This is a genomic window from Brevundimonas denitrificans (assembly GCF_030160755.1).
In the GTDB taxonomy this organism is placed as follows: Bacteria; Pseudomonadota; Alphaproteobacteria; order Caulobacterales; family Caulobacteraceae; genus Brevundimonas; species Brevundimonas denitrificans.
Window position 1 is genome coordinate 1 of sequence record NZ_BSOY01000039.1, and the last position, 18,353, is coordinate 18,353.

At 69.8% G+C, this 18,353-nt stretch carries 20 protein-coding genes; 15 read left to right on the top strand and 5 right to left on the bottom strand.

Annotated elements, in window-relative coordinates; all coding sequences use genetic code 11:
* Positions 1-476: TetR/AcrR family transcriptional regulator (locus QQJ79_RS09475; RefSeq protein WP_284222681.1), on the bottom strand; the 476-nt coding region annotated here is incomplete at its 3' end.
* A 305-nt stretch (positions 477-781) separates the two neighbouring features.
* Here QQJ79_RS09475 and QQJ79_RS09480 point away from each other — a divergent pair.
* Together QQJ79_RS09480 and cuyA are read left to right on the top strand one after the other, a co-directional pair.
* The gene (locus QQJ79_RS09480) at positions 782-1,192 is read left to right on the top strand and encodes a BLUF domain-containing protein (RefSeq protein WP_284222682.1); all 411 of its coding nucleotides are present in this window, start codon (positions 782-784) and stop codon (positions 1,190-1,192) included.
* Between the two features lie 56 nt (positions 1,193-1,248).
* Positions 1,249-2,247 (top strand): D-cysteate sulfo-lyase, encoded by a 999-nt coding sequence (gene cuyA, locus QQJ79_RS09485; RefSeq protein ID WP_284222683.1) that lies wholly within the window; start codon positions 1,249-1,251, stop codon positions 2,245-2,247.
* A gap of 109 nt (positions 2,248-2,356) precedes the next feature.
* Here the strand turns inward: cuyA and arr are convergent, their stop codons facing one another.
* Positions 2,357-2,773, bottom strand: a complete 417-nt coding sequence (arr, locus tag QQJ79_RS09490; protein ID WP_284222684.1) for an NAD(+)--rifampin ADP-ribosyltransferase — start codon at positions 2,771-2,773, stop codon at positions 2,357-2,359.
* A gap of 236 nt (positions 2,774-3,009) precedes the next feature.
* Between arr and cuyB the strand changes: the two genes are divergently transcribed.
* From cuyB to QQJ79_RS09525, 7 genes are all read left to right on the top strand, one after another.
* Positions 3,010-3,672: a cysteate racemase gene (gene cuyB, locus QQJ79_RS09495; RefSeq protein WP_284222685.1), complete on the top strand. Its 663-nt coding sequence runs from the start codon at positions 3,010-3,012 to the stop codon at positions 3,670-3,672.
* Positions 3,673-3,752: 80 nt separating this feature from the next.
* A complete protein-coding gene (locus QQJ79_RS09500) occupies positions 3,753-4,280 on the top strand; it encodes a Rid family hydrolase (protein ID WP_284222686.1) in 528 nt (175 codons plus the stop codon).
* Positions 4,281-4,323: 43 nt separating this feature from the next.
* Positions 4,324-5,256: a nucleoside hydrolase gene (locus tag QQJ79_RS09505; protein WP_284222687.1), complete on the top strand. Its 933-nt coding sequence runs from the start codon at positions 4,324-4,326 to the stop codon at positions 5,254-5,256.
* A 136-nt stretch (positions 5,257-5,392) separates the two neighbouring features.
* Positions 5,393-6,061 (top strand): OmpW/AlkL family protein, encoded by a 669-nt coding sequence (locus QQJ79_RS09510; RefSeq protein WP_284222688.1) that lies wholly within the window; start codon positions 5,393-5,395, stop codon positions 6,059-6,061.
* A gap of 109 nt (positions 6,062-6,170) precedes the next feature.
* Entirely contained in the window at positions 6,171-6,698 is a 528-nt protein-coding gene (locus tag QQJ79_RS09515) for a pyridoxamine 5'-phosphate oxidase family protein (protein ID WP_284222689.1), read from the top strand.
* Positions 6,699-6,714: 16 nt separating this feature from the next.
* Complete coding sequence (locus QQJ79_RS09520; protein WP_284222690.1) at positions 6,715-7,557, top strand: ribokinase; 843 nt, start codon at positions 6,715-6,717, stop codon at positions 7,555-7,557.
* Between the two features lie 172 nt (positions 7,558-7,729).
* Positions 7,730-10,573, top strand: a complete 2,844-nt coding sequence (locus tag QQJ79_RS09525; RefSeq protein WP_284222691.1) for a M16 family metallopeptidase — start codon at positions 7,730-7,732, stop codon at positions 10,571-10,573.
* 108 nt (positions 10,574-10,681) lie between these two features.
* Here QQJ79_RS09525 and QQJ79_RS09530 read toward each other — a convergent pair whose 3' ends face one another.
* Together QQJ79_RS09530 and QQJ79_RS09535 are read right to left on the bottom strand one after the other, a co-directional pair.
* Positions 10,682-11,356, bottom strand: a complete 675-nt coding sequence (locus QQJ79_RS09530; protein ID WP_284222692.1) for a bifunctional 4-hydroxy-2-oxoglutarate aldolase/2-dehydro-3-deoxy-phosphogluconate aldolase — start codon at positions 11,354-11,356, stop codon at positions 10,682-10,684.
* A gap of 305 nt (positions 11,357-11,661) precedes the next feature.
* Positions 11,662-12,429, bottom strand: a complete 768-nt coding sequence (locus tag QQJ79_RS09535) for an alpha/beta hydrolase (protein WP_284222693.1) — start codon at positions 12,427-12,429, stop codon at positions 11,662-11,664.
* A 163-nt stretch (positions 12,430-12,592) separates the two neighbouring features.
* On the opposite strand from QQJ79_RS09535, the gene QQJ79_RS09540 reads away from it, so the two are divergent.
* The 6 genes from QQJ79_RS09540 to QQJ79_RS09565 all read left to right on the top strand — a co-directional run bounded on the left by QQJ79_RS09540 (position 12,593) and on the right by QQJ79_RS09565 (position 17,980).
* Positions 12,593-12,850, top strand: coding sequence for an Lrp/AsnC family transcriptional regulator (locus QQJ79_RS09540; protein WP_284222694.1), 258 nt, complete (start codon positions 12,593-12,595; stop codon positions 12,848-12,850).
* A 207-nt stretch (positions 12,851-13,057) separates the two neighbouring features.
* Positions 13,058-14,242: an acyl-CoA dehydrogenase family protein gene (locus QQJ79_RS09545; protein WP_284222695.1), complete on the top strand. Its 1,185-nt coding sequence runs from the start codon at positions 13,058-13,060 to the stop codon at positions 14,240-14,242.
* A 4-nt stretch (positions 14,243-14,246) separates the two neighbouring features.
* Positions 14,247-15,365 carry an acyl-CoA dehydrogenase family protein gene (locus QQJ79_RS09550; protein WP_284222696.1) on the top strand — a complete coding sequence of 373 codons (1,119 nt, stop codon included), beginning with the start codon at positions 14,247-14,249 and terminating at the stop codon, positions 15,363-15,365.
* Positions 15,366-15,447: 82 nt separating this feature from the next.
* The gene (hmgA, locus tag QQJ79_RS09555; protein ID WP_284222697.1) at positions 15,448-16,746 is read left to right on the top strand and encodes a homogentisate 1,2-dioxygenase; all 1,299 of its coding nucleotides are present in this window, start codon (positions 15,448-15,450) and stop codon (positions 16,744-16,746) included.
* The gene (locus QQJ79_RS09560; protein ID WP_284222698.1) at positions 16,743-17,135 is read left to right on the top strand and encodes a hypothetical protein; all 393 of its coding nucleotides are present in this window, start codon (positions 16,743-16,745) and stop codon (positions 17,133-17,135) included. Before hmgA ends, QQJ79_RS09560 begins: the two co-directional genes overlap by 4 nt.
* 41 nt (positions 17,136-17,176) lie before the next feature.
* The gene (locus QQJ79_RS09565) at positions 17,177-17,980 is read left to right on the top strand and encodes a DUF1295 domain-containing protein (RefSeq protein WP_284222699.1); all 804 of its coding nucleotides are present in this window, start codon (positions 17,177-17,179) and stop codon (positions 17,978-17,980) included.
* A gap of 105 nt (positions 17,981-18,085) precedes the next feature.
* Here the strand turns inward: QQJ79_RS09565 and QQJ79_RS09570 are convergent, their stop codons facing one another.
* Positions 18,086-18,346 (bottom strand): hypothetical protein, encoded by a 261-nt coding sequence (locus tag QQJ79_RS09570; RefSeq protein WP_284222700.1) that lies wholly within the window; start codon positions 18,344-18,346, stop codon positions 18,086-18,088.
* Positions 18,347-18,353 lie beyond the last annotated feature (7 nt).

Consider the following 18,353-nt stretch of genomic DNA (forward strand, 5'->3'; position numbering starts at 1 on the left):
GCCACGGCGTCGCCTGAGGGCGGCAGGCGCAGCCGGGGGCGGCGCTCGCGCATCCAGGCCTGGAGCACGGCGGACCGTTCGCCCTCGATCCGGTTGAGCAGGGGCGAGGCCTCGACCAGGGCCCAGGCCATGAGGCGCAGGGTCAGGGGGCTGGCGCGCAGGGCGCCGAGCCAGGCCGACAGGCTTTCGCGGGCGAAGGCGCGCAGGGACTCGGAACCGGCCGCGGGGGTGGCGTCGAGGCTGCGCACCAGTTCGGCATGGGCGCGGGCGGCGATGCGGGCGACCACGCCGTCGGTCCCGTCGAAATAGCGATAGACCAGCTTGCGGTCGCAGCCCGCCTCGGCGGCCAGGGTCTGGACATTGAGGCCGGGAAAGCCGTCGCGCAGCAGGATGCGTTCGCCGGCCTCGATGATGAGGGCCTCGGTGGCGGGGCGGCTGCGCAGACGGACAGCGGGACTGGCGGGCGATTCGGCCATGTGCGCAGCATCGGGCCGCGCGACGTGAGTCGGCAAGCGGAGCGGACGGAATGGAGAGGAAAGGTGCGGCCCGGCCTGCGTCGGGGGGGCGTTGGCAGGTCCGGGCCGCGGTAGACTCTGTCGAGCGCGCATCGCCGCAAGGTCCGACCGGTTAACGGCGATTGGCGAAATCGGTTCCCCGTCCAGACTGAAAATTGAGACTGCGACGCGAAGCCGGAAAACGCGGGACGTCAACGACGTCACCCCGGGGAGATGCAACCTCGGGCGGCGACCGACATTCAGGACAGACACTCTCAAGGGACACGATGGGTTTGCGTCTGGAACGCCTGGTCTACGAAAGCACCGCCACGGGAACGACCGGCTCGATCACCAATCTGGCGGTCATCCTCGCGGAATCGCAGAGAAACAATGATCGGGACGAACTGACCGGGGCGCTGGCCGCGCACGACGATCGCTATATCCAGGTGATCGAAGGCTCAGCGCCGGCGCTCGATAATCTGCTGCGCCGGCTGGAAGGCGACCCGAGGCACAGGAATATCGTCATCCTTGAGCGCGCGCCGATCACCGCGCGCGCCTTTGGCCGCTGGGCCATGGCCAGCGCGCGGATCACCCCGGAGCTGGCGCCGGTGCTGGATGCGGTGATGTCCACACCGGCGGCGCAGCTGGTCGAGGCGCTGCAGCAGGCGCTGGATCAGGGCGCACGGGCGGCGGTCTGAGACTTCGCAAGCGGGGGGATCGGGTCTAGGGACGGAGGACATCAGGAATCCCGCCCATGCATCTCGCCCGCTTCCCCCGCATCCGCCTGGCCCATCTGCCGACGCCGCTGGAGCCGTTGCCGCGGCTGAGCGAGGCGCTGGGGGTCGAGATCTGGATCAAGCGGGACGACTGCACGGGGCTGGCCGGCGGGGGCAACAAGACCCGCAAGCTGGAATTCCTGCTCGGCGACGCCTTCGAATGCGGGGCGGATACGCTGGTGACCCAGGGAGCGGTGCAGTCGAACCATGTGCGCCAGACGGCGGCGGCGGCGGCGGCGCACGGCCTGGCCTGCGAGGTCATTCTGGAAGAGCGGACCGGGTCGAAGGCCGTCGACTACACCCGCAACGGCAATGTGCTGATGGACCGCCTGTTCGGGGCGGGCATCCGCACGGTGGCGGGCGGGTCGGACATGCCCGCCGAACTGGAGAAGACGGCGGCCGAGGTGCGGGCGCGCGGCGGCAAGCCCTACATCATTCCCGGCGGCGGCTCGAACCCGGTCGGGGCGCTGGGCTATGTCGACTGCGCCCGCGAGATCGTGGTCCAGGCCGATGAGCTGGATATGCAGATCGACCGGATCATCACCGCCACGGGCAGCGCCGGGACCCATGCTGGTCTGGTCGCCGGACTGGCGGTGATGGGGGCGGATATTCCGGTGCTGGGCATCGGGGTGCGGGCGCCGAAGGAGAAGCAGGAAGAGAATGTGCTGAAGCTGGCCCGCGAGACGGCGTCCCTGCTGGGGCGGCCCGAGGCGGTGACGGCGGGCATGGTCGTGGCCGACTGCGACTATGTCGGCGAGGGCTACGGGCTGGTCGACGACGCCGTCATCGAGGCGCTGAAACTGGCGGCGCGGACGGACGCGATCGTGTTGGACCCGGTCTATACCGGCAAGGCGATGAAGGGGCTGATCGCCCTGGCGAAGGCGGGCCGGTTCGAGAACGAGACGGTGGTGTTCCTGCACACGGGCGGGGCGCAGGGTCTGTTCGGCTACCAGGGCGAGATCGAGGCGGCGCTGTAGCCCCTCTGGCGTTCGAATGAACCCGCTCCCCTGTACTGCTTCTGCCGGGTGGAGTGAGACGGGCGCCGTCCGGCTGCGGCGCCCTCGAACCGTCCGAACATTCGCCGGATCAGTCCTCGATCGCCTCGACGCCCAGCCGGTCGAGATGCGCCAGATGATCCATCATTGCCGCGATCTGCGCGGGCGGATGCCCCTCCCAGTTGATGACCTCTCCGATGATCCTGAGGGGATCTCGGGTGCGCCAGGATTGCGTGGGATTGCCGGGGAATTTCTGGTCCGTCAGGTTGGGATCGTCTTCGAACGGCCCGGTCGGCTCGACGACGTAAATCCGTCCGGGTCCGTCCCCCGCCGCCAGTTCCGCCCCCCAGACGGCGGCGTCCAGGGTCGCGGCCATGTAGGCGAATACGGCTGACTTCCGCGCACCATAGTTGGAGGCAAAGCCGGCGCCGATGAGATCGCCGGCTTTCAGGTCAGCCTTCGACCCGTGGAAGAAGGCCTGGGCGAACGGGGTGGGCGATGCGTTCATGGATTGATGGCCCTTCTTCAGCGGGCTTCAGAGACTGCGCATATTTCGGCCGGCCGCAATTCTTGAACGCAGAAATCTTGCGCCTACTTCAGCTCCAGGCGAACCTGACGCGGCGTCGATCAGTTCTGCGGCCGTCGCGGCCATTGCCACGGTCGGCATGGCCTTTCCCCCTCGTTTCCGCGCATAAGGGCGGCAGACCGTCCGCCCGTAGAGGCGGCGAGGAATTGAAGGATACGATGGGCAAGGTATTGGGCGTTCTGGGCGGCATGGGTCCCGCCGCGACCGTGGCCTTCCTGGCGCGGGTGCAGGCGCTGACGCCGGCTGAGGGCGATCAGGACCACATCCGCATCATCGCCGACATCAATCCGCAGGTGCCGGACCGCAACCGCGCGCCCGACGCCGCCGAAAAGACCCTGGGGCAGATGGCGATGCGGCTGCGCGACGCCGGGGCCCAGATCCTGGCCATGCCGTGCAACACCGCCCACGCCCAGGCGGCGGGGGTGAAGAAGGCCGGCCTGCCCTTCATCGACATGATCGCCGAAACCACCGAGGTCGCGACCGCGGGCGGGGCGAAGAAGATCGGCGTGCTGGCCACGCCGGGCGGCGAGGCCCTGTACACCCGCTCGCTGCAGACCAAGGGCGCCAAGATCGTGCGCCTGAGCGGGGCCGCGCGCGAAGGTTTCATGGCCTGTGTCTATGCGGTGAAACGCGGCGATGTCGGCGAGGGCCCGCGCGCCGAGATGCGCCGTCTGGCCGCCCTGCTGGTCGCGGCGGGCGCCGAGGCGGTGATCGCCGGCTGCACCGAGGTGCCGCTGCTGCTGTCGGCGGAGGACGTGTCCGTGCCGCTGGTGGATTCGGCCGAAGTATTGGCGGCGGCGTGCGTGGCGCGGTGCAAGTGACGCCCGTTCGCGTGACCAAAGCTTAAGTTGAGCTTCGGCCGCCTCGCGGTCACGAAGGGTCGTCCAGAAGGAGCTGACGCATGCGCCTGTCCGCCGCCCTTGTTTTGTCCGTCCTCATCCAGTCGTCCGCAATGGCCCAGACGGCGCCGACGTTCCCGCTGCGGCTGCCCAGCCCTGGCGGCGAGGTCATCATTCCATCGCGAGGCGGGCAGTACGCCCATGACCAGGTCGGCTACGCCCCGGCGCGGCGGGCGGGCGATACGCTGTATGTGTCGGGGGGCATCGTGTTCCGGGGCGAGGGCGAGGGCAGCGACGCCGCCGCTTTCGAAGCGCAGGTGCGGCGCACGCTGACCGGGCTGAACCGGACGCTGGAAGCGGCGGGGGCGACCATGGATGACGTGGCCCTCGTCAACAGTTTCCACGTCTGGGAGGGGCCGGACTTCACCGGCTCCCGGATGGAGCAGATCGAGATCATCGCCCGGGTCTGGCGGGAGTTCGCCCAGGGGCCGCGACCGGCCTGGACGGCGGTCGGAACGACCGGACTGCTGGGCACGGGCGGAATCGTGGAGATCCAGCTGACCGCGCATGCGCCCGCCGGGGCGGACTGACGGGCCGCTTGCGGTGCGGCCCGACGCGCGGCAGTGATGTCGGGTGACCCGACAAGCCCTCATCATCGACTGCGATCCCGGCGTGGACGACGCCGTGGCGCTGCTGCTCGCCTTCGGCTCGGAGGCGTTCGAACTGCTGGCGATCACGGCCGTGGGCGGCAATGTGCCGGTGGTGAAGACGGCGCGGAACGCGCGCATCCTGCGCCAGATCGCCGGGCGTGAGGACGTGCCGGTGTTCATGGGGGCGGACCGGCCGCTGCGGCGCGAGCCGGCGGGGGCGGGGGAGTTTCACGGCGCCGAGGGGCTGGGCGACCTGACGCCGTTCGAGCCGCATGCGCCGTGCGCGGAGGGCCATGCGGCGGATGCGATCATCGATCTGGTCATGGCGCGGCCGGCGAAGTCCGTGGCGCTGGCTGTACTGGGGCCGTTGACCAATCTGGCGCTGGCGCTGCGCAAGGAACCGGCGCTGGCCGAACGGCTGGGGCCGGTCGCGATCATGGGCGGGGCGCGGGCGGAGGGCGGCAATATCACCGCCTCGGCCGAGTTCAACATCTGGGCCGATCCCGAGGCGGCCGCCGAGGTGCTGGCGACCGGCTGCGACGTGGTGCTGTTCGGCCTCGACGCGACGCATCAGGTGCGGGCGACCGAGGCGCGGATCGCGGCGCTGGAGGCGGTGGGCACGCCGATGGCGGACGCGGCGGCGTCGATGATGCGGTTCTCCCAGCGGGTCGAACGCAAGATCGTGGGCTGGGACGCGCCGCCGGTGCATGACCCCTGTCCTGTGGCCTGGCTGTTGAAGCCAGGCCTGTTCGGGCTGAAGCCGTGCCGGATCGCCGTGGAGACGGGCAGCGAGCTGACGCGCGGTCATACGGCGGTGGAGTTCCGGGAGGGCGTGGCGGGGGCCCTGCCGCATCGGTGGGCGACGTCGGCCGATGCGGACGGCGTCTTCGCCCTGATCGCCGCCGCCGTCCGCTGACCCGGACAAACTGACGCACGCCGGTACGGCCAAGGTTTGCGCTGACGCAAGGCCGCCGTCGGGGGCCGGGATCAAGACCGCCCCGACGCCCGCACCGGCCGCATGTCGCGTCCGGATCGCGTCGTGGAAGACGAAGATGAAACGGAACATGAGGCTGGCGGCCGCCGTGGCGGTGATGACGCTGGCGACCGGCGTTGCGAGCGGCGCCATGGCCCAGACCGCCACCGACTGGCAGGTCGCGCGACAGGGCGACTGGATCGTCACGGGTCGGGTCACCGACGTATCGAGCAGCGCCGATGATTCCATCTTCACCGCCGCCGGCGCGGACACCGGCCTGAACGTCGATGTCGGCCACGACATCATGCCGACGCTCGGCTTCACCTATTTCCTGACCGACAATATCTCGGTCGAGGCCATCCTCGGCGCGACCCAGCACCAGATCCGGGCCCAGGGCGGCGCGACCGATGTGGCCGTGCACGAGACCTGGGTGCTGCCGCCGGTGGTGACCCTGCAATACCGCCCCATGCCCGAGGCGCGGGTCAGTCCCTATGTCGGGGCCGGTCTGAACTACATGCTGTTCTTCGAAGGCCAGGACCAGAACGGTTTCACCGTCGATCTGGAGGACGGCTTCGGCTACGCCCTCCAGGCCGGGGCGGACGTGGCCGTGACCGGGCCGTGGACCCTCAACCTCGACGTCAAGAAGGTCTGGTTCAATACGGAGGCGACGATCAACGGCGGCGCCCTGACCAGCGATGTGAACCTCGACCCCTGGGTCGTGTCGGTCGGCTTCGGCCGCAAATTCTAGGCGTTCCGACGTCTGTTCGGCTGGCGGCGCGGCCGGGGCGGGGGCTATACAGCCTTTGTCCGGTCGCGCCGTTCGCTGTCTGCGGAGCGCGAGCGCGAGGAGGCCAGCGATGACGGCGGCGAACGAGACCATACCCATTCACGGCGGCGCGGTCGCGGCCGTGGCGGAGCTTCTGGGATCCGCCCGGCTGATGGCCCTGGGCGTGAACCGGCCCGACGGCTGGCCGCAGGTGACGACGATCGGCTACGTCAACGACGGGCTGAAGCTCTATTTCGTCATCGCCCGCGACAGCCAGAAATTCCGCAACATCCAGGCCGATCCGCGGGTCTCGGTCGCCATCCGGCCGGAAGGCGCGGACGCCGATACGGTGGGCGTGTCGCTGGCCGGCCGCGCGGTCGAGGTCACGGAACCGGCCGAGGTCGAGCGGCTGAACCAGATGGTGTACGAACGCTATCCCGAGGCCAGCGCCTTCTGCCCGAGCGGCTCTTCCGTGGCGGTGATGCGGCTGTCGCCGGAGATCGTGGCGCCCGTGGCGGTGATCGGCGGACGCAGCCGGGCCCAGACCTACGCCATCGGACCGGGCGGGGCGCCGGCGGCCGACCCCGACGGGGGCCAGGGCGTCTCACGCCTGTTCTGACTTCGGAGAGACTGGCTTGAGGATCACCGTCGTCGGTTCGATCAATCTGGATTTCGTCGCCACCGCGCCGCGGCTGCCGCGCGCCGGCGAGACGGTGACCGGGGCGACCCTGGCGCGGCATCCGGGCGGCAAGGGCGCCAACCAGGCGCTGGCGGCGCAGCGGCTGGGGGCCGAGGTCTGCATGATCGGCCGGGTCGGGCGCGACGGCATGGCCGAGGAGGCGATGACCCTGCTGCTGGCCGACGACGTCGATGTCGGCGGGGTCGTCACCGACGCCACGGCGCCGACCGGCGTGGCCCTGATCGCGGTCGATCCCGAGGGCGAGAACCAGATCGTGGTGGCGGCCGGCGCCAATCACAGCGCCATGCCGGAACAGCTGCCCGCACGGATCGAGACGCCGCTGATCCTGCAGCTGGAGCTGCCGATCGAGACGGTCGAGGCGGCGGCGGGGCGGGCGACGGAGTTCGTCTGCGTCAACCTGGCCCCGGCCGCGGCGGTGTCGGACCAGCTGCTGCGCCGGGCCGACCTGCTGGTGGTCAATGAGACCGAGGCGGAATTCTATGGCGACCTGCTGCACCAGGGCGGCGGCCGGGTGGTGGTGACGCTGGGGGCCCGGGGCGCGGTCATGTACCAGCGCGGCGCCGAGATCGCCCGTGCTACGCCGCCGAAGGTGAAGGCGGTCGATGCGACCGGCGCGGGAGACTGTTTCGTCGGGGCGATCTGCGTCGCCCTGCTGGAAGGGATGGAGCCGGAGGCGGCCTTGAGGTTCGCCTGCGCCGCGGGAGCGATCGCCGCCACCCGGCCGGGGGCGCAGCCCTCAATGCCGACGCGGGACGAGGTCGAGAGCCTGATCAGTTGAGGGGGAATCGCTTCGCGATTCCGCCGATGCTGTGACTCAGGCTCTCTCATGATGCCTGAGCGAAATCTGCGATTTCGCTTGGGCGATCATTACAGGGTCGTAACTAGGGCCGCGGCGGGTCGCTGATAGGGTCGCGGACCTGTTCAGACCTGATCGACTGGGGACCGCCGACATGACCCGCACCGCCGCGCTTCTGGGGGCCTCGCTGCTGGCCCTCTCCCCGATGGCCTTCGGGCCCGCCCTGGCCCAGACGCCCGCGCCGATCTCCGTGCCGCCGCTGGCGTTCACCCATCGCGAACTGGCCAACGGGCTGGACGTCTACGCCATGCCGGACGCCACGGCGGGCACGGTGACGGTGACGCTCTGGTACGATGTCGGCGGCAAGGACGACCCGCAGGGCCGCAGCGGCTTCGCCCACCTGTTCGAGCACATCCTGAGCCGCAAGACGGTCAACATCCCTTACGGCGGCATCTCGACGATGGTCGAGAACGCCGGCGGTTTGCGCAACGCCTCCACCGGCCAGGACTTCACCAACTATTATGAGACGGTGCCGCCGCAGTACCTCGAGACCATGCTCTGGACCCACGCCGAGCGGATGGCGCGTCCGGTGGTCGACCAGGCGGTGTTCGACGCGGAACGATCCATCGTCAAGGAAGAGCTGCGCCAGCGGGTCTATGCGCCGCCCTATGGCCGCCTCCAGCGGTTCGTGATCGGCGACAACAGCTTCGACGAGAGCATCTATCGCCGCAGCGTGATCGGCTCCATCGAGGAGCTGGATTCGGCGCAGATCGAGGACGCCCGCGCCTTCCACGAGGCCTACTACCGACCCGCCACGGCGACGATGATCGTCTCGGGCAATTTCGATCCGGCGCAGCTGGACCGCTGGGTCGATCAGTATTTCGCTGAAATTCCGAACCCGGATCGTCCGGTGCCGGTGTTCGAGCGCCCGGTCGAGACGCCGCGCACGGCGCCGCGCCGGGTCGAGGCCTATGCCCCGAACGTGCCCTTGCCGGCGGTGGGCGTCATCTATCCCGGCGTGGCGGCCGATCATCCGGACAATGCGGCGCTGGACGTGTTGCAGGCCATCATGTCGCGCGGCGAGAGCTCGCGCCTGTACCAGTCGCTGGTCTATCGCTCGCAACTGGCCTCGAACGCCAGCTTCGGCGTCAATGCGATGGAGGAGGACGGCGTCATCTCCGTCACCGCCGTCGTGGCCCAGGGCAAGGCGATTGCGGACGTCGAGGCGGCGCTGGACGCCGAACTGGCGCGGATCCGCGACGAGCCGGTGACGGCGGGGGAGCTGGCCGAGGCCCGGACCGAGATCGTGGCCGGGGAACTGCGCCAGCGCGAGACCGCGTCGGGCAGGGCCTTCATCCTCGGCCAGTCGATCGTCTCGGAGAACAACCCCCGCGCGGCCGATGAGCGGCTGGCCGCGATCCAGGCGGTCACGGCGGCCGACGTGCAGCGCGTGGCCCGGACCTATCTGAACGACCAGGCGCGGGTCTCGGTCCGGTACCAGGATGAGAGCGCGCGGCCGGCGGATGTGCCGGAGGACAGCTGGCGCAATCCGGCGCCGGTCCCGACCTTCCTGACCGTGCCGCCGGCGGTGCTGGCGGCCAATGAGCTGCTGCCCGAGGACCAGCGTATGGCGCCGCCGGCGCTGGGCGAGGCCCGGGCCATGGCGACGCCGCAGATCGTGGAGCGGACCCTGTCGAACGGACTGCGGGTGATCGTGGCGAAATCGACCGCCCTGCCGATCATGAATGTCCAGCTGGTCATGGCCGGCGGGGCCGCGGGGGATCCCGCGGATCGGCCGGGACTGGCGGCGATGACGGCCGGCCTCGCCAGCCAGGGCGCCGGCGACCGCTCGGCGCCCGAGATCGCGCGGACCCTGGAGGCGCTGGGCGCCAGTATCGGCGGCGGAGCCGGGGCGGATTCGACCACCCTGTTCCTGTCGGCGCCGACGGCCTCGGCCGAGGCGGCGGGGGCGGTGTTCGCAGACGTCGTGCAACGCCCGACCTTCGCGGAAGAAGAGGTGGCGCGCAGCCGGACCCAGGCGGTCAACGCCCTGCGGGTCAATCTGCGCCAGCCCGGGCCGCTGGCGTCGCTGGTGCTGAACCGGCTGGCCTTCGGGGCGGCGCCCTATGGCGCGCCGTCGACGGGGACGCCGGATTCAGTGGCGGCCATGACGCGCGACCAGATCGCCGGCTTCCATGATCGCTGGTGGCGGCCGGACAACGCCGCCCTGATCATCACCGGCGGGATGGAGCCGGATCAGGCCTTCGCCTTCGCCGAACGGACATTGGGCGGCTGGGAGCGGCCGTCGGAGCCGGCGCCGACCGTCGGCGACCGGGCCGGGACGGCGCCGGCGCCGCGCATCGTGGTGGTCGATCTGCCGGGGGCCGGTCAGGCGGCGGTCACGGCGGCTGTGCGCGGACCGCGCCGGTCAGACGCAGGCTACTATCCGCTGCTGGTCGCCAATGCGGTGATGGGTTCGGGTCAGAACGGGCGGCTGTTTCAGGAGATCCGCGCCAAGCGGGGTCTGTCGTACGGCGCCAATTCCTCGGTCGGGGCCCGCATCGATGGCGGCCTGTTGACCGCCGCGACCCAGACCAAGAACGAGAGCGCGGCGGAGGTCGTCGGCCTGGTGCTGGCCGAGTTCGACCGGCTGGCGGCGGAGCCGGTGGCCGACGCCGAGGTCACCAATCGCGAGACCTTCATCACCGGCGGCTTCTCGCGGGCGCTGGAGACCACCGGGGGTCTGGGCGGCGTCCTGGCTGACGCGGTGGTGTTTGGCTTGCCCCTGTCGGAGATCGAGACCTATCCGGACCGGGTCGCGGCGACGACGCCGGAAAGCCTGACCGAGGCCGCGCGACGCGTCAGCGCCGATCAGGCCTGGGTGGTGGTGGTCGGGCAGGCGTCGGAGTTCATCGACGCCCTGCGGGCCGCGCACCCGGATGTGGTGGTGATCCCGGCGGCGGACCTGGACCTGAACAGTCCGACGCTGGGATTGTAGGGAGTGGCCAGTGGTTAGTGGCCAGTGGCGAGTGACCGGGGCGGTTTGCAGAGCAGGGTCGCCGGCCCAGCAGCTGCGCTACGCTGGGCACTGGCCACTAGCCACTAATCACTTCTTCGCGCGGAACGCCGCGACAGCCTCGACCGTCTTCCGCACGTTCGTCTCGATGCCCGCCCAGTCGCCGGCCTTGACGGCGGCGTCGGTGACCAGTTTCGAGCCCATGCCGGCGGCGACGATGCCGGCGCCGAACCATTTGGCGATACTGGCCTCATCGGGGTCGACCCCGCCCGTCGGCATGATCCTGGTCCACGGCATGGGGCCGAGCACGGCCTTGACGAAGTCCGGGCCGCCGACGCTGGCGCCCGGGAACAGTTTGACGATGTCGCAGCCCAGTTCATGGGCCAGACCGATCTCGGTGACCGAGCCGCAGCCGGGGAAATACGCGGTCATGCGCCGGTTGCAGACGCGGGCGACGTCGGGGATCAGGCAGGGGCTGACCACGAACCGGGCGCCCCGGTTGAGATAGAGCGACGCCGTGCCCGCATCGACCACCGAGCCGATGCCGAGGATGACTTCGGGGTCGGTCTGCTGAAGTTCGCGCGCGATGTCGCCGAACAGGTCGCAGGCGAAGTCGCCGCGGTTGGTGAACTCGACGACGGGCGCTCCTCCGCGGGCGCAGGCGCGGATGACCTCGAGGCAGACCTGCGGATCAGGATGGTAGAAGACCGGGGCCACGCCCTGGGATTCCAGGGCGGTCAGGACGGCGAGGCGGTCGTGGCGCATGGTCTGATTTCCTCCGCCGGTCGCCCCGGCAGCCCGCCATGCTTATCCCACCCGCCGCGTTCCGGGAAAGCGCCGGTGCGGGAGGGCGTGGAACTTTGTGTTTCGAAACCCGGCGCGGAGGCTCAGGCCGCCTGTCGCCTGGCCCCGCAGAGGTCGCAGAATTCGCGCCCGTCGACACGGCGGTCCGGACGCCAGCGATGACGGCGGCAACGGAGCTGGCGGAGCAGTTTGCGGAATATGCGAAGCATCGGAATACTGAACTGAGGGGCGGGAGAGGGCGCCCCAATTTGGGTACGCGGGCGCATTCAAGCCGCTTTAGCGGCCCGGCTCAAGGCAACGATGCGCCGCGTCGTCGCACTGTCCTCATCGAAGAGGGGATCCAGCACGGTGAAGTGGTTCAGGCCGGGCAGCGCCTCGTAGCGGGTCTCGACGCCATGGGCGGCCCAGTGGTCGGCCATCATGCGGGACTGGCGCAGGAACTCGGAGCTTTCGTCGGCGCCGACGATGCAGTCCAGCACCGTGCCGCCGGGGGTGGAGCCGTTAGGGACGGGCCAGTGGATCGGCGACAGGGCGGCGGCCTCGCGCGCGTCGAGATCGAGGGCCGTGTTGAGCGAGGTCCCGATCAGGGGCGCGAGGTCGAAGACGCCGCTGATGGCCATGGCGGCCGAGGCGCGGCCCTCGGACAGCATACAGGCCGCCATATGGCCGCCGGCCGAGTGGCCGAAGACGACCGGCCGGGCGCCGGTGCGTCCGCGGATGTGTTCCACCGCGGCGCGGACCTGGCCCAGGATCGTCCCGAGGCGGACGGCGGGACAGAGGTCGTAGGAAGGGATGGCGAGGCTGACGCCCTGGGCCAGGAGGGCGGGGGCGAGGCCGGAGAACCAGCTTTTGTCCAGCGACTGCCAGTAGCCGCCATGCAGAAAGACGGCGACCGGGGCGCCGGGCGCGGCCTCGAACAGGTCCATCACTTCGCGCGGACCGCGGCCATAGGCGATCTCCAGCGGTGGATGGGCGGCGTGGGCGGCCTCGGCGGTCTCGCGCCAGCGCTGCATGACGGCGGGGTGGTCGGGCACGAGGGCGCGGTTGTTGTATTGGGCTTCGAGATCCAGGGGACAGGTCCTAGGGCTTGGGGCTTGGGAATTGGGCAAGTTCGGCTCGGTGGCGGCTGGCTCGCGACCGATCCAGGCCCTAAGACCTAAGACCTAAGCCCTACGACCTCGAACCGGAGCCGCCGCCATGATGACCGCCATCTTCGTCTTCATCAAATGCGAGCTGGGCCACGCCAACGATGTGGCCGCCGACATGGTGGACAATGTCGAATACGTCTCGGAGGTCTATTCGACTTCGGGCCAGTACGATCTGTTGGCCAAATTCCAGCTGCCGAAGGAGATGGACATCGGGACGTTCGTGACGAAGTCGGTGCAGACCCGGGCCAATATCAGGGACACGTTCACGGTGATCACGTTTTCGCCGTTCCTGCCGGGGGGTCAGTAGCGCTGGTTCTCCCTCCCCCGCCGGGGGAGGGATGTCGACGCATCGCGACGACAGGGTGGGGACGCTTCGGCCAAACAGACGCCGGTGGGGGTCTTGCCGAGCCCTCCCCACCCGTCGGCTTCGCCGACACCCTCCCCCGGAGGGGGAGGGAAACGCTGACGCTACGTCACCGGTGAATCGCTGCTAACCTCCGCCGAGGAGGCTGACATGACCGATCTTGATGCGTTCCGCGCGGAGACCCGCGCCTGGCTCGAGGCCAATTGTCCGGCGGAGTGCCGAGGGCCGGTGGAGAGCGACGAGGATCGGGTCTGGGGCGGGCGCAACGCCGTCTTCCCGACCCCGGCGCACAAGGTCTGGCTCGACCGGATGGGCGCCAGGGGCTGGACCGCCCCGGAATGGCCGACCGAATACGGCGGCGGCGGGCTGAGCCGCGAACAGGCCAAGGTGCTGAATTCGGAGATGCGCCGCATCGACGCCCAGGCGCCGCTGGCCAGTTTCGGGGTCTGGATGCTGGGCCCGGCACTGCTGGCCTTCGGCACCGAGGAACAGAAGCAGCGCTTCCTTCCCGAGATCGTGCGCGGCGAGATCCGCTGGTGCCAGGGCTATTCCGAGCCGGGCGCAGGGTCCGATCTGGCGGCGATCCAGACGCGGGCCGAGGATCGGGGAGACCACTGGATCGTCAACGGCCAGAAGGTCTGGACGTCGTATGCCGACAAGGCCGACTGGATCTTCTGTCTGGTGCGGACCGATCCCGAGGCGCCCAAACATCTGGGCATTTCGTTCGTCCTGTTCGACATGGCGACGAAGGGCGTGAGCACGCGGCCGATCACCCTGATCAGCGGCAAGAGCCCGTTCTGCGAGACCTTCTTCGACGATGTGCGGGTCGAGAAGGCCAATCTGGTCGGGACGCTGAACCGCGGCTGGGACGTGGCCAAACATCTGCTGGCGCATGAGCGGACGATGATCGGGGCCATGGGCGAGCTGGGCGGCGGGCGGCCGCTGGGCCAGGTGGCCACCGGATCGATCGGGACGGACGACGACGGGCGGCTGGACGAGCCGATGCTCCGGGCACGGATCGCCGAGATGGAAGTGGACGCCGCCGCCTTCCGCCTGGCCATGGAGCGGGCCGGCGACCAGGTGAAGGCGGGGCAGGCCCATCCGGCCATCGCCTCGATGCTGAAATACTATGGGTCGGAGCTGAACAAGCGGCGGCACGAGCTGCTGATGGCGGCGGGCGGGTCGGACGCGCTGGAGTGGGAGGGCGAGCGGTCGCGGGGCGGCAAGGCGGCGCGCGACTGGCTGCGGACCAAGGCCAATTCCATCGAGGGCGGGACCAGCGAGGTTCAGTTGAACATCATCGCCAAACACCTGCTGCAACTGCCGGGAGCCTGAGCCCATGCCCCTGATCCTGACCGAAGAGCAGACCATGCTGAAGGAGGCCGCCGACGGCTTCCTGAACGAACACGCGCCGATCGCGCATCTGAGGAAGCTGCGCGACAGCCGGGACGCCGACGGGGTGTCGCGCGACCTGTGGCGGGCGTTCGGGGAGATGGGGTTCGCGGGGATCATCATCCCGGAGGAACACGGCGGCTCGGGCCTCGGCGCGGTCGAGGCCGGGGTCATGGCCGAGGCGCTGGGTCGGACATTGACGCCGTCGCCCTTCCTCGGGTCGGGGGTGCTGTCGGCGACGGTGCTGAAGGGCGGCTCAGTCGAGCAGCAGGCGGCCTGGCTGCCCCGGATCGCGGCGGGCGAGGCGATCGTCTCGCTGGCGGTGGATGAGGGGGCCAAACATGCGCCGGCGCGGATCGCGACGACCGCCGAGCGGTCGGGCAACGGCTTCCGGCTGAACGGCGCCAAGGGCTTCGTGCTGGACGGTCATGTGGCCGACGCGGTGATCGTGGCGGCCAAGACGGAGAACGGGCTGACGCTCTTCCTCGTCGATCCGAAGACGGCCGGGGTCGAGATCGAGCGCACGGTCATGGTCGATGCGCACAATGCGGCGCGGGTGACGCTGACGGATGTCGAGGTCGACGCAGACGCCGTGATCGGCTCGGTGGACGGCGGCGAGGCTTTGCTCGAAGGGGCGCTGAACCTGGGCCGGGCCTGCGCGGCGGCGTCGCTGAACGGGGCGGGGGATCAGGCCTTCCAGACGACGATGGCCTATCTGCGGACCCGCAAACAGTTCGGCAAGCTGATCGGCGAGTTCCAGGCGCTGCAGCATCGCTCGGCCCATCTGTTCAGCGAGATCGAGATCGCCCGGGCGGCGGTGATGGGGGCGCTGACGGCGCTGGACGCCGGGCGGGAAAACGCGGCGCTGATCGTCTCGGTGGCCAAGGCCAAGGCGGGCCGCGTCGCCGAACTGGCGGTGCAGGAGGCGGTGCAGATGCACGGCGGCGTCGGCATGACGGACGAGTATGACGTCGGCCTGTTCATGAAGCGGGTGCGGGTGCTGAACGAACTTCTCGGCGACGCCGGCTTCCATCAGGAGCGGATGGCGCGGGCGCAGGGGTTCTGACGGCGTTGATCGCCTCCGGTTCACGCCGGAGTGGCCAACCGGTCCGGCCTGTCCTAGATCGAGGGGCAGGGAGACTCTGACCATGACGACGCGAACCAACGCGCCTCAATACCTGAGCGGCTTCGGCAATCATTTCGCGACCGAGGCCGTGCCCGGCGCCCTGCCGGAGGGCCGGAATTCGCCGCAGCGGGCGCCGATGGGGCTTTATGCGGAGCAGCTGTCAGGGACGGCCTTCACGGCGCCGCGGAGCGAGAACCGGCGGTCGTGGCTGTACCGGCTGCGGCCGTCGGCCCAGCATCCGGCCTACAGGCCCTTCGCCCAGGGGCTGGTGCGGTCGGGGCCGTTCCATGATGCGCCGCCGTCGCCGAACCGGATGCGGTGGGATCCGCTGCCGGTGCCGACCTCGCCGACCGACTGGGTCGAGGGGCTGGTCACCTATGGCGGGACCGGGGATGCGGAAGCTCTGTCGGGCGTCGGCATCCATCTGTATGCGGCCAACCGGTCGATGGTCGACCGCGTCTTCTACTGCGCCGACGGCGAGCTGCTGATCGTGCCGCAGGCGGGCGACCAGACCTTCGTCACCGAGATGGGACGGATCGAGGCGAAGCCGGGCGAGATCGTGGTCATTCCGCGCGGGGTGCGGTTCCGGGTCGAGTGTTCCGGGCCGATCCGCGGCTATGTCTGCGAAAACTACGGCGCGGTCTTCCGCCTGCCGGACCTGGGGCCGATCGGTTCGAACGGCCTGGCCAATCCTCGCGATTTCCAGACGCCCGTGGCGGCGTTCGAGGACGTGGATCGTCCGACCGAGTGCGTGCAGAAATACGGCGGGCGGCTGTGGACGACGACCTTCCCGCACTCGCCGCTGGATGTGGTCGGCTGGCACGGCAACTATTCGCCCTACAAATACGACACCGCCCGGTTCAACACGATCGGCACGGTCAGTTTCGACCATCCGGACCCGTCGATCTTCACCGTCCTGACCTCGCCCAGCGACACGCCGGGCACGGCCAACTGCGACTTCGTAATCTTCCCGCCGCGCTGGATGGTGGGCGAGGACACCTTCCGTCCGCCGTGGTTCCACCGCAACGTCATGAGCGAGTTCATGGGGCTGGTGACCGGCGAATATGACGCCAAGGAAGGCGGGTTCGCGCCGGGCGGGGCCTCGCTGCACAACTGCATGAGCGGCCACGGGCCCGACCAGGCCAGCTATGACAAGGCCATCGCCGCCGAGCTCAAGCCGGTGAAGATCGAGAACACCCTGGCCTTCATGTTCGAGACGCGGGCGCCGATCCGGACCACGGAATGGGCGCAAACCAGTCCGACGATGCAGCTGGACTACGATGACGTCTGGACCGGTTTCGAAAAGGGCCAAGTGACATGAAGCGCATTCTGATGGCGGCGGCGGCGGTGCTGATGGCGGCCTGCCAGCCCATGCCGGCGAGCGCCGGCAAGACCGACCTCGCCGAGGCGGCGCCGGCGGTGCAGTCCGTCGCCGGGACCGAGGACGCGGCGGCCTGTGCGCGGGCCGGGGGCAAGATGCTGCCGCAGGGCCGGATGCAGTCCGTGCGCTGCGTGATCAGCTATGCCGACGCCGGAAGGCGCTGCACGGACGGGGACGACTGCGCGGGCGACTGTCGCGTCGAGGACGTCGCCAACGCCCCGGCCGCCGGGACCAACGCCGTCGGCCAGTGCCAGGCCAGCAGCAGCCGCTTCGGCTGTTACACCAGGGTCGAGGGCGGCAAGGCCGAGGCCACGATCTGCGTCGATTGACGGCCCCGCATCCGGCGCATCTCCAGGGACGTTTCTGATCCATGAGCCTGACCGACATCGCCGCCCTTCTGGGCCTGAACCTGGCCCTGATCGTCGTGGTGATGGTCGGACTGTGGACCCTGTCCCTCCGGCTGAAAGACGTCAGCTTCATCGACGCCGTCTGGCCGATGGCGATGCTGCTGCTGGCGCTGGCGACGTTTCCCCGCACCGAAGGCGACCCGACGCGAAAATGGCTGCTGCTGTGGCTGGTCGGGGTCTGGGCCCTGCGGCTGGGCTGGCACCTCTACCGGCGTTGGCGGATGCAGGGGGCGGACGGCCGCTATCTCGAGATTCTCGGGCGGATGGAGAAGACCCGGGGCTGGGGGTTCGGCAAGACGGGGCTGCTGGTGGTGTTCCTGCCGCAGGCGGTGCTGGCCTGGCTGACCTCCCTGCCGGTGCAGCTGGGACAGGTGGCGATCGAGCCGGCGGTGGGCTGGATCGGATGGGCCGGGGCCGTTCTGGCGGTGATCGGCATCGGCTTCGAGAGCATCGGCGACGCCCAGCTGGCGGCCTTCAAACGGGATCCGGCCAACAAGGGTCAGGTGATGGACAAGGGCCTGTGGCGCTGGACCCGGCATCCCAACTATTTCGGCGATGCCTGCGTCTGGTGGGGCCTGTATCTGATCGCGGCGGAGACCGGGCCCGGGCTGTGGGCGATCGCGGGGCCGCTGTTCCTGACCTTCACCCTGACGAAATGGTCGGGGATCGGCATCACGGAGAAGGCCATCCACGGCACCCGGCCCGGCTATGCCGACTATGTGCGCCGGACCAGCGCCTTCATTCCCTGGCCGCCGAAGAAGGCCTGACGTCCCCTGGATGACCTGACCGAAACGGAAAACCCCCGCCGCTTGCGCGACGGGGGCTGACCGTTCTGATCAAACCGGGGTTCATGAGGCCCCGGTTGAACCGTCTTACTGGCCGGGGTTGGCGGCCGACGGCGAGGTGTTCGGCGTGTTGGCGGTGGTGGCGCCGCCGTCGGCGTTGCCGGCCTGTTGCTCGATGGTGTCGGCCTTCTCGTTGAGGGCCGTTTCGGCGGCCTCGGTCGGAGCGGCGGCAGCCTGCTCTTCCAGAGCGTCGGCCTGGACTTCAGCGGCCTTGTCGGCGGGGCTTTCGCAGGCAGCGAGGCCGGCGACGGCGAACAGGGCGGCGGCGGCGGTGATGATCTTACGCATTGAGGAT

Excerpts from the sequence above, each read along its gene's own strand:
- QQJ79_RS09510 (WP_284222688.1), top strand. The coding sequence starts at position 5,393 with ATGAAACGGAACATGAGGCTGGCGGCCGCCGTGGCGGTGATGACGCTG.
- QQJ79_RS09480 (WP_284222682.1), top strand. The coding sequence starts at position 782 with ATGGGTTTGCGTCTGGAACGCCTGGTCTACGAAAGCACCGCCACGGGA.
- cuyB (WP_284222685.1), top strand. The coding sequence starts at position 3,010 with ATGGGCAAGGTATTGGGCGTTCTGGGCGGCATGGGTCCCGCCGCGACC.
- QQJ79_RS09515 (WP_284222689.1), top strand. The coding sequence starts at position 6,171 with ATGACGGCGGCGAACGAGACCATACCCATTCACGGCGGCGCGGTCGCG.
- QQJ79_RS09565 (WP_284222699.1), top strand. The coding sequence starts at position 17,177 with ATGAGCCTGACCGACATCGCCGCCCTTCTGGGCCTGAACCTGGCCCTG.
- QQJ79_RS09570 (WP_284222700.1), bottom strand. The coding sequence starts at position 18,346 with ATGCGTAAGATCATCACCGCCGCCGCCGCCCTGTTCGCCGTCGCCGGC.
- QQJ79_RS09500 (WP_284222686.1), top strand. The coding sequence starts at position 3,753 with ATGCGCCTGTCCGCCGCCCTTGTTTTGTCCGTCCTCATCCAGTCGTCC.
- QQJ79_RS09525 (WP_284222691.1), top strand. The coding sequence starts at position 7,730 with ATGACCCGCACCGCCGCGCTTCTGGGGGCCTCGCTGCTGGCCCTCTCC.
- QQJ79_RS09540 (WP_284222694.1), top strand. The coding sequence starts at position 12,593 with ATGATGACCGCCATCTTCGTCTTCATCAAATGCGAGCTGGGCCACGCC.
- QQJ79_RS09530 (WP_284222692.1), bottom strand. The coding sequence starts at position 11,356 with ATGCGCCACGACCGCCTCGCCGTCCTGACCGCCCTGGAATCCCAGGGC.
- QQJ79_RS09545 (WP_284222695.1), top strand. The coding sequence starts at position 13,058 with ATGACCGATCTTGATGCGTTCCGCGCGGAGACCCGCGCCTGGCTCGAG.
- hmgA (WP_284222697.1), top strand. The coding sequence starts at position 15,448 with ATGACGACGCGAACCAACGCGCCTCAATACCTGAGCGGCTTCGGCAAT.
- QQJ79_RS09550 (WP_284222696.1), top strand. The coding sequence starts at position 14,247 with ATGCCCCTGATCCTGACCGAAGAGCAGACCATGCTGAAGGAGGCCGCC.
- QQJ79_RS09560 (WP_284222698.1), top strand. The coding sequence starts at position 16,743 with ATGAAGCGCATTCTGATGGCGGCGGCGGCGGTGCTGATGGCGGCCTGC.
- cuyA (WP_284222683.1), top strand. The coding sequence starts at position 1,249 with ATGCATCTCGCCCGCTTCCCCCGCATCCGCCTGGCCCATCTGCCGACG.
- arr (WP_284222684.1), bottom strand. The coding sequence starts at position 2,773 with ATGAACGCATCGCCCACCCCGTTCGCCCAGGCCTTCTTCCACGGGTCG.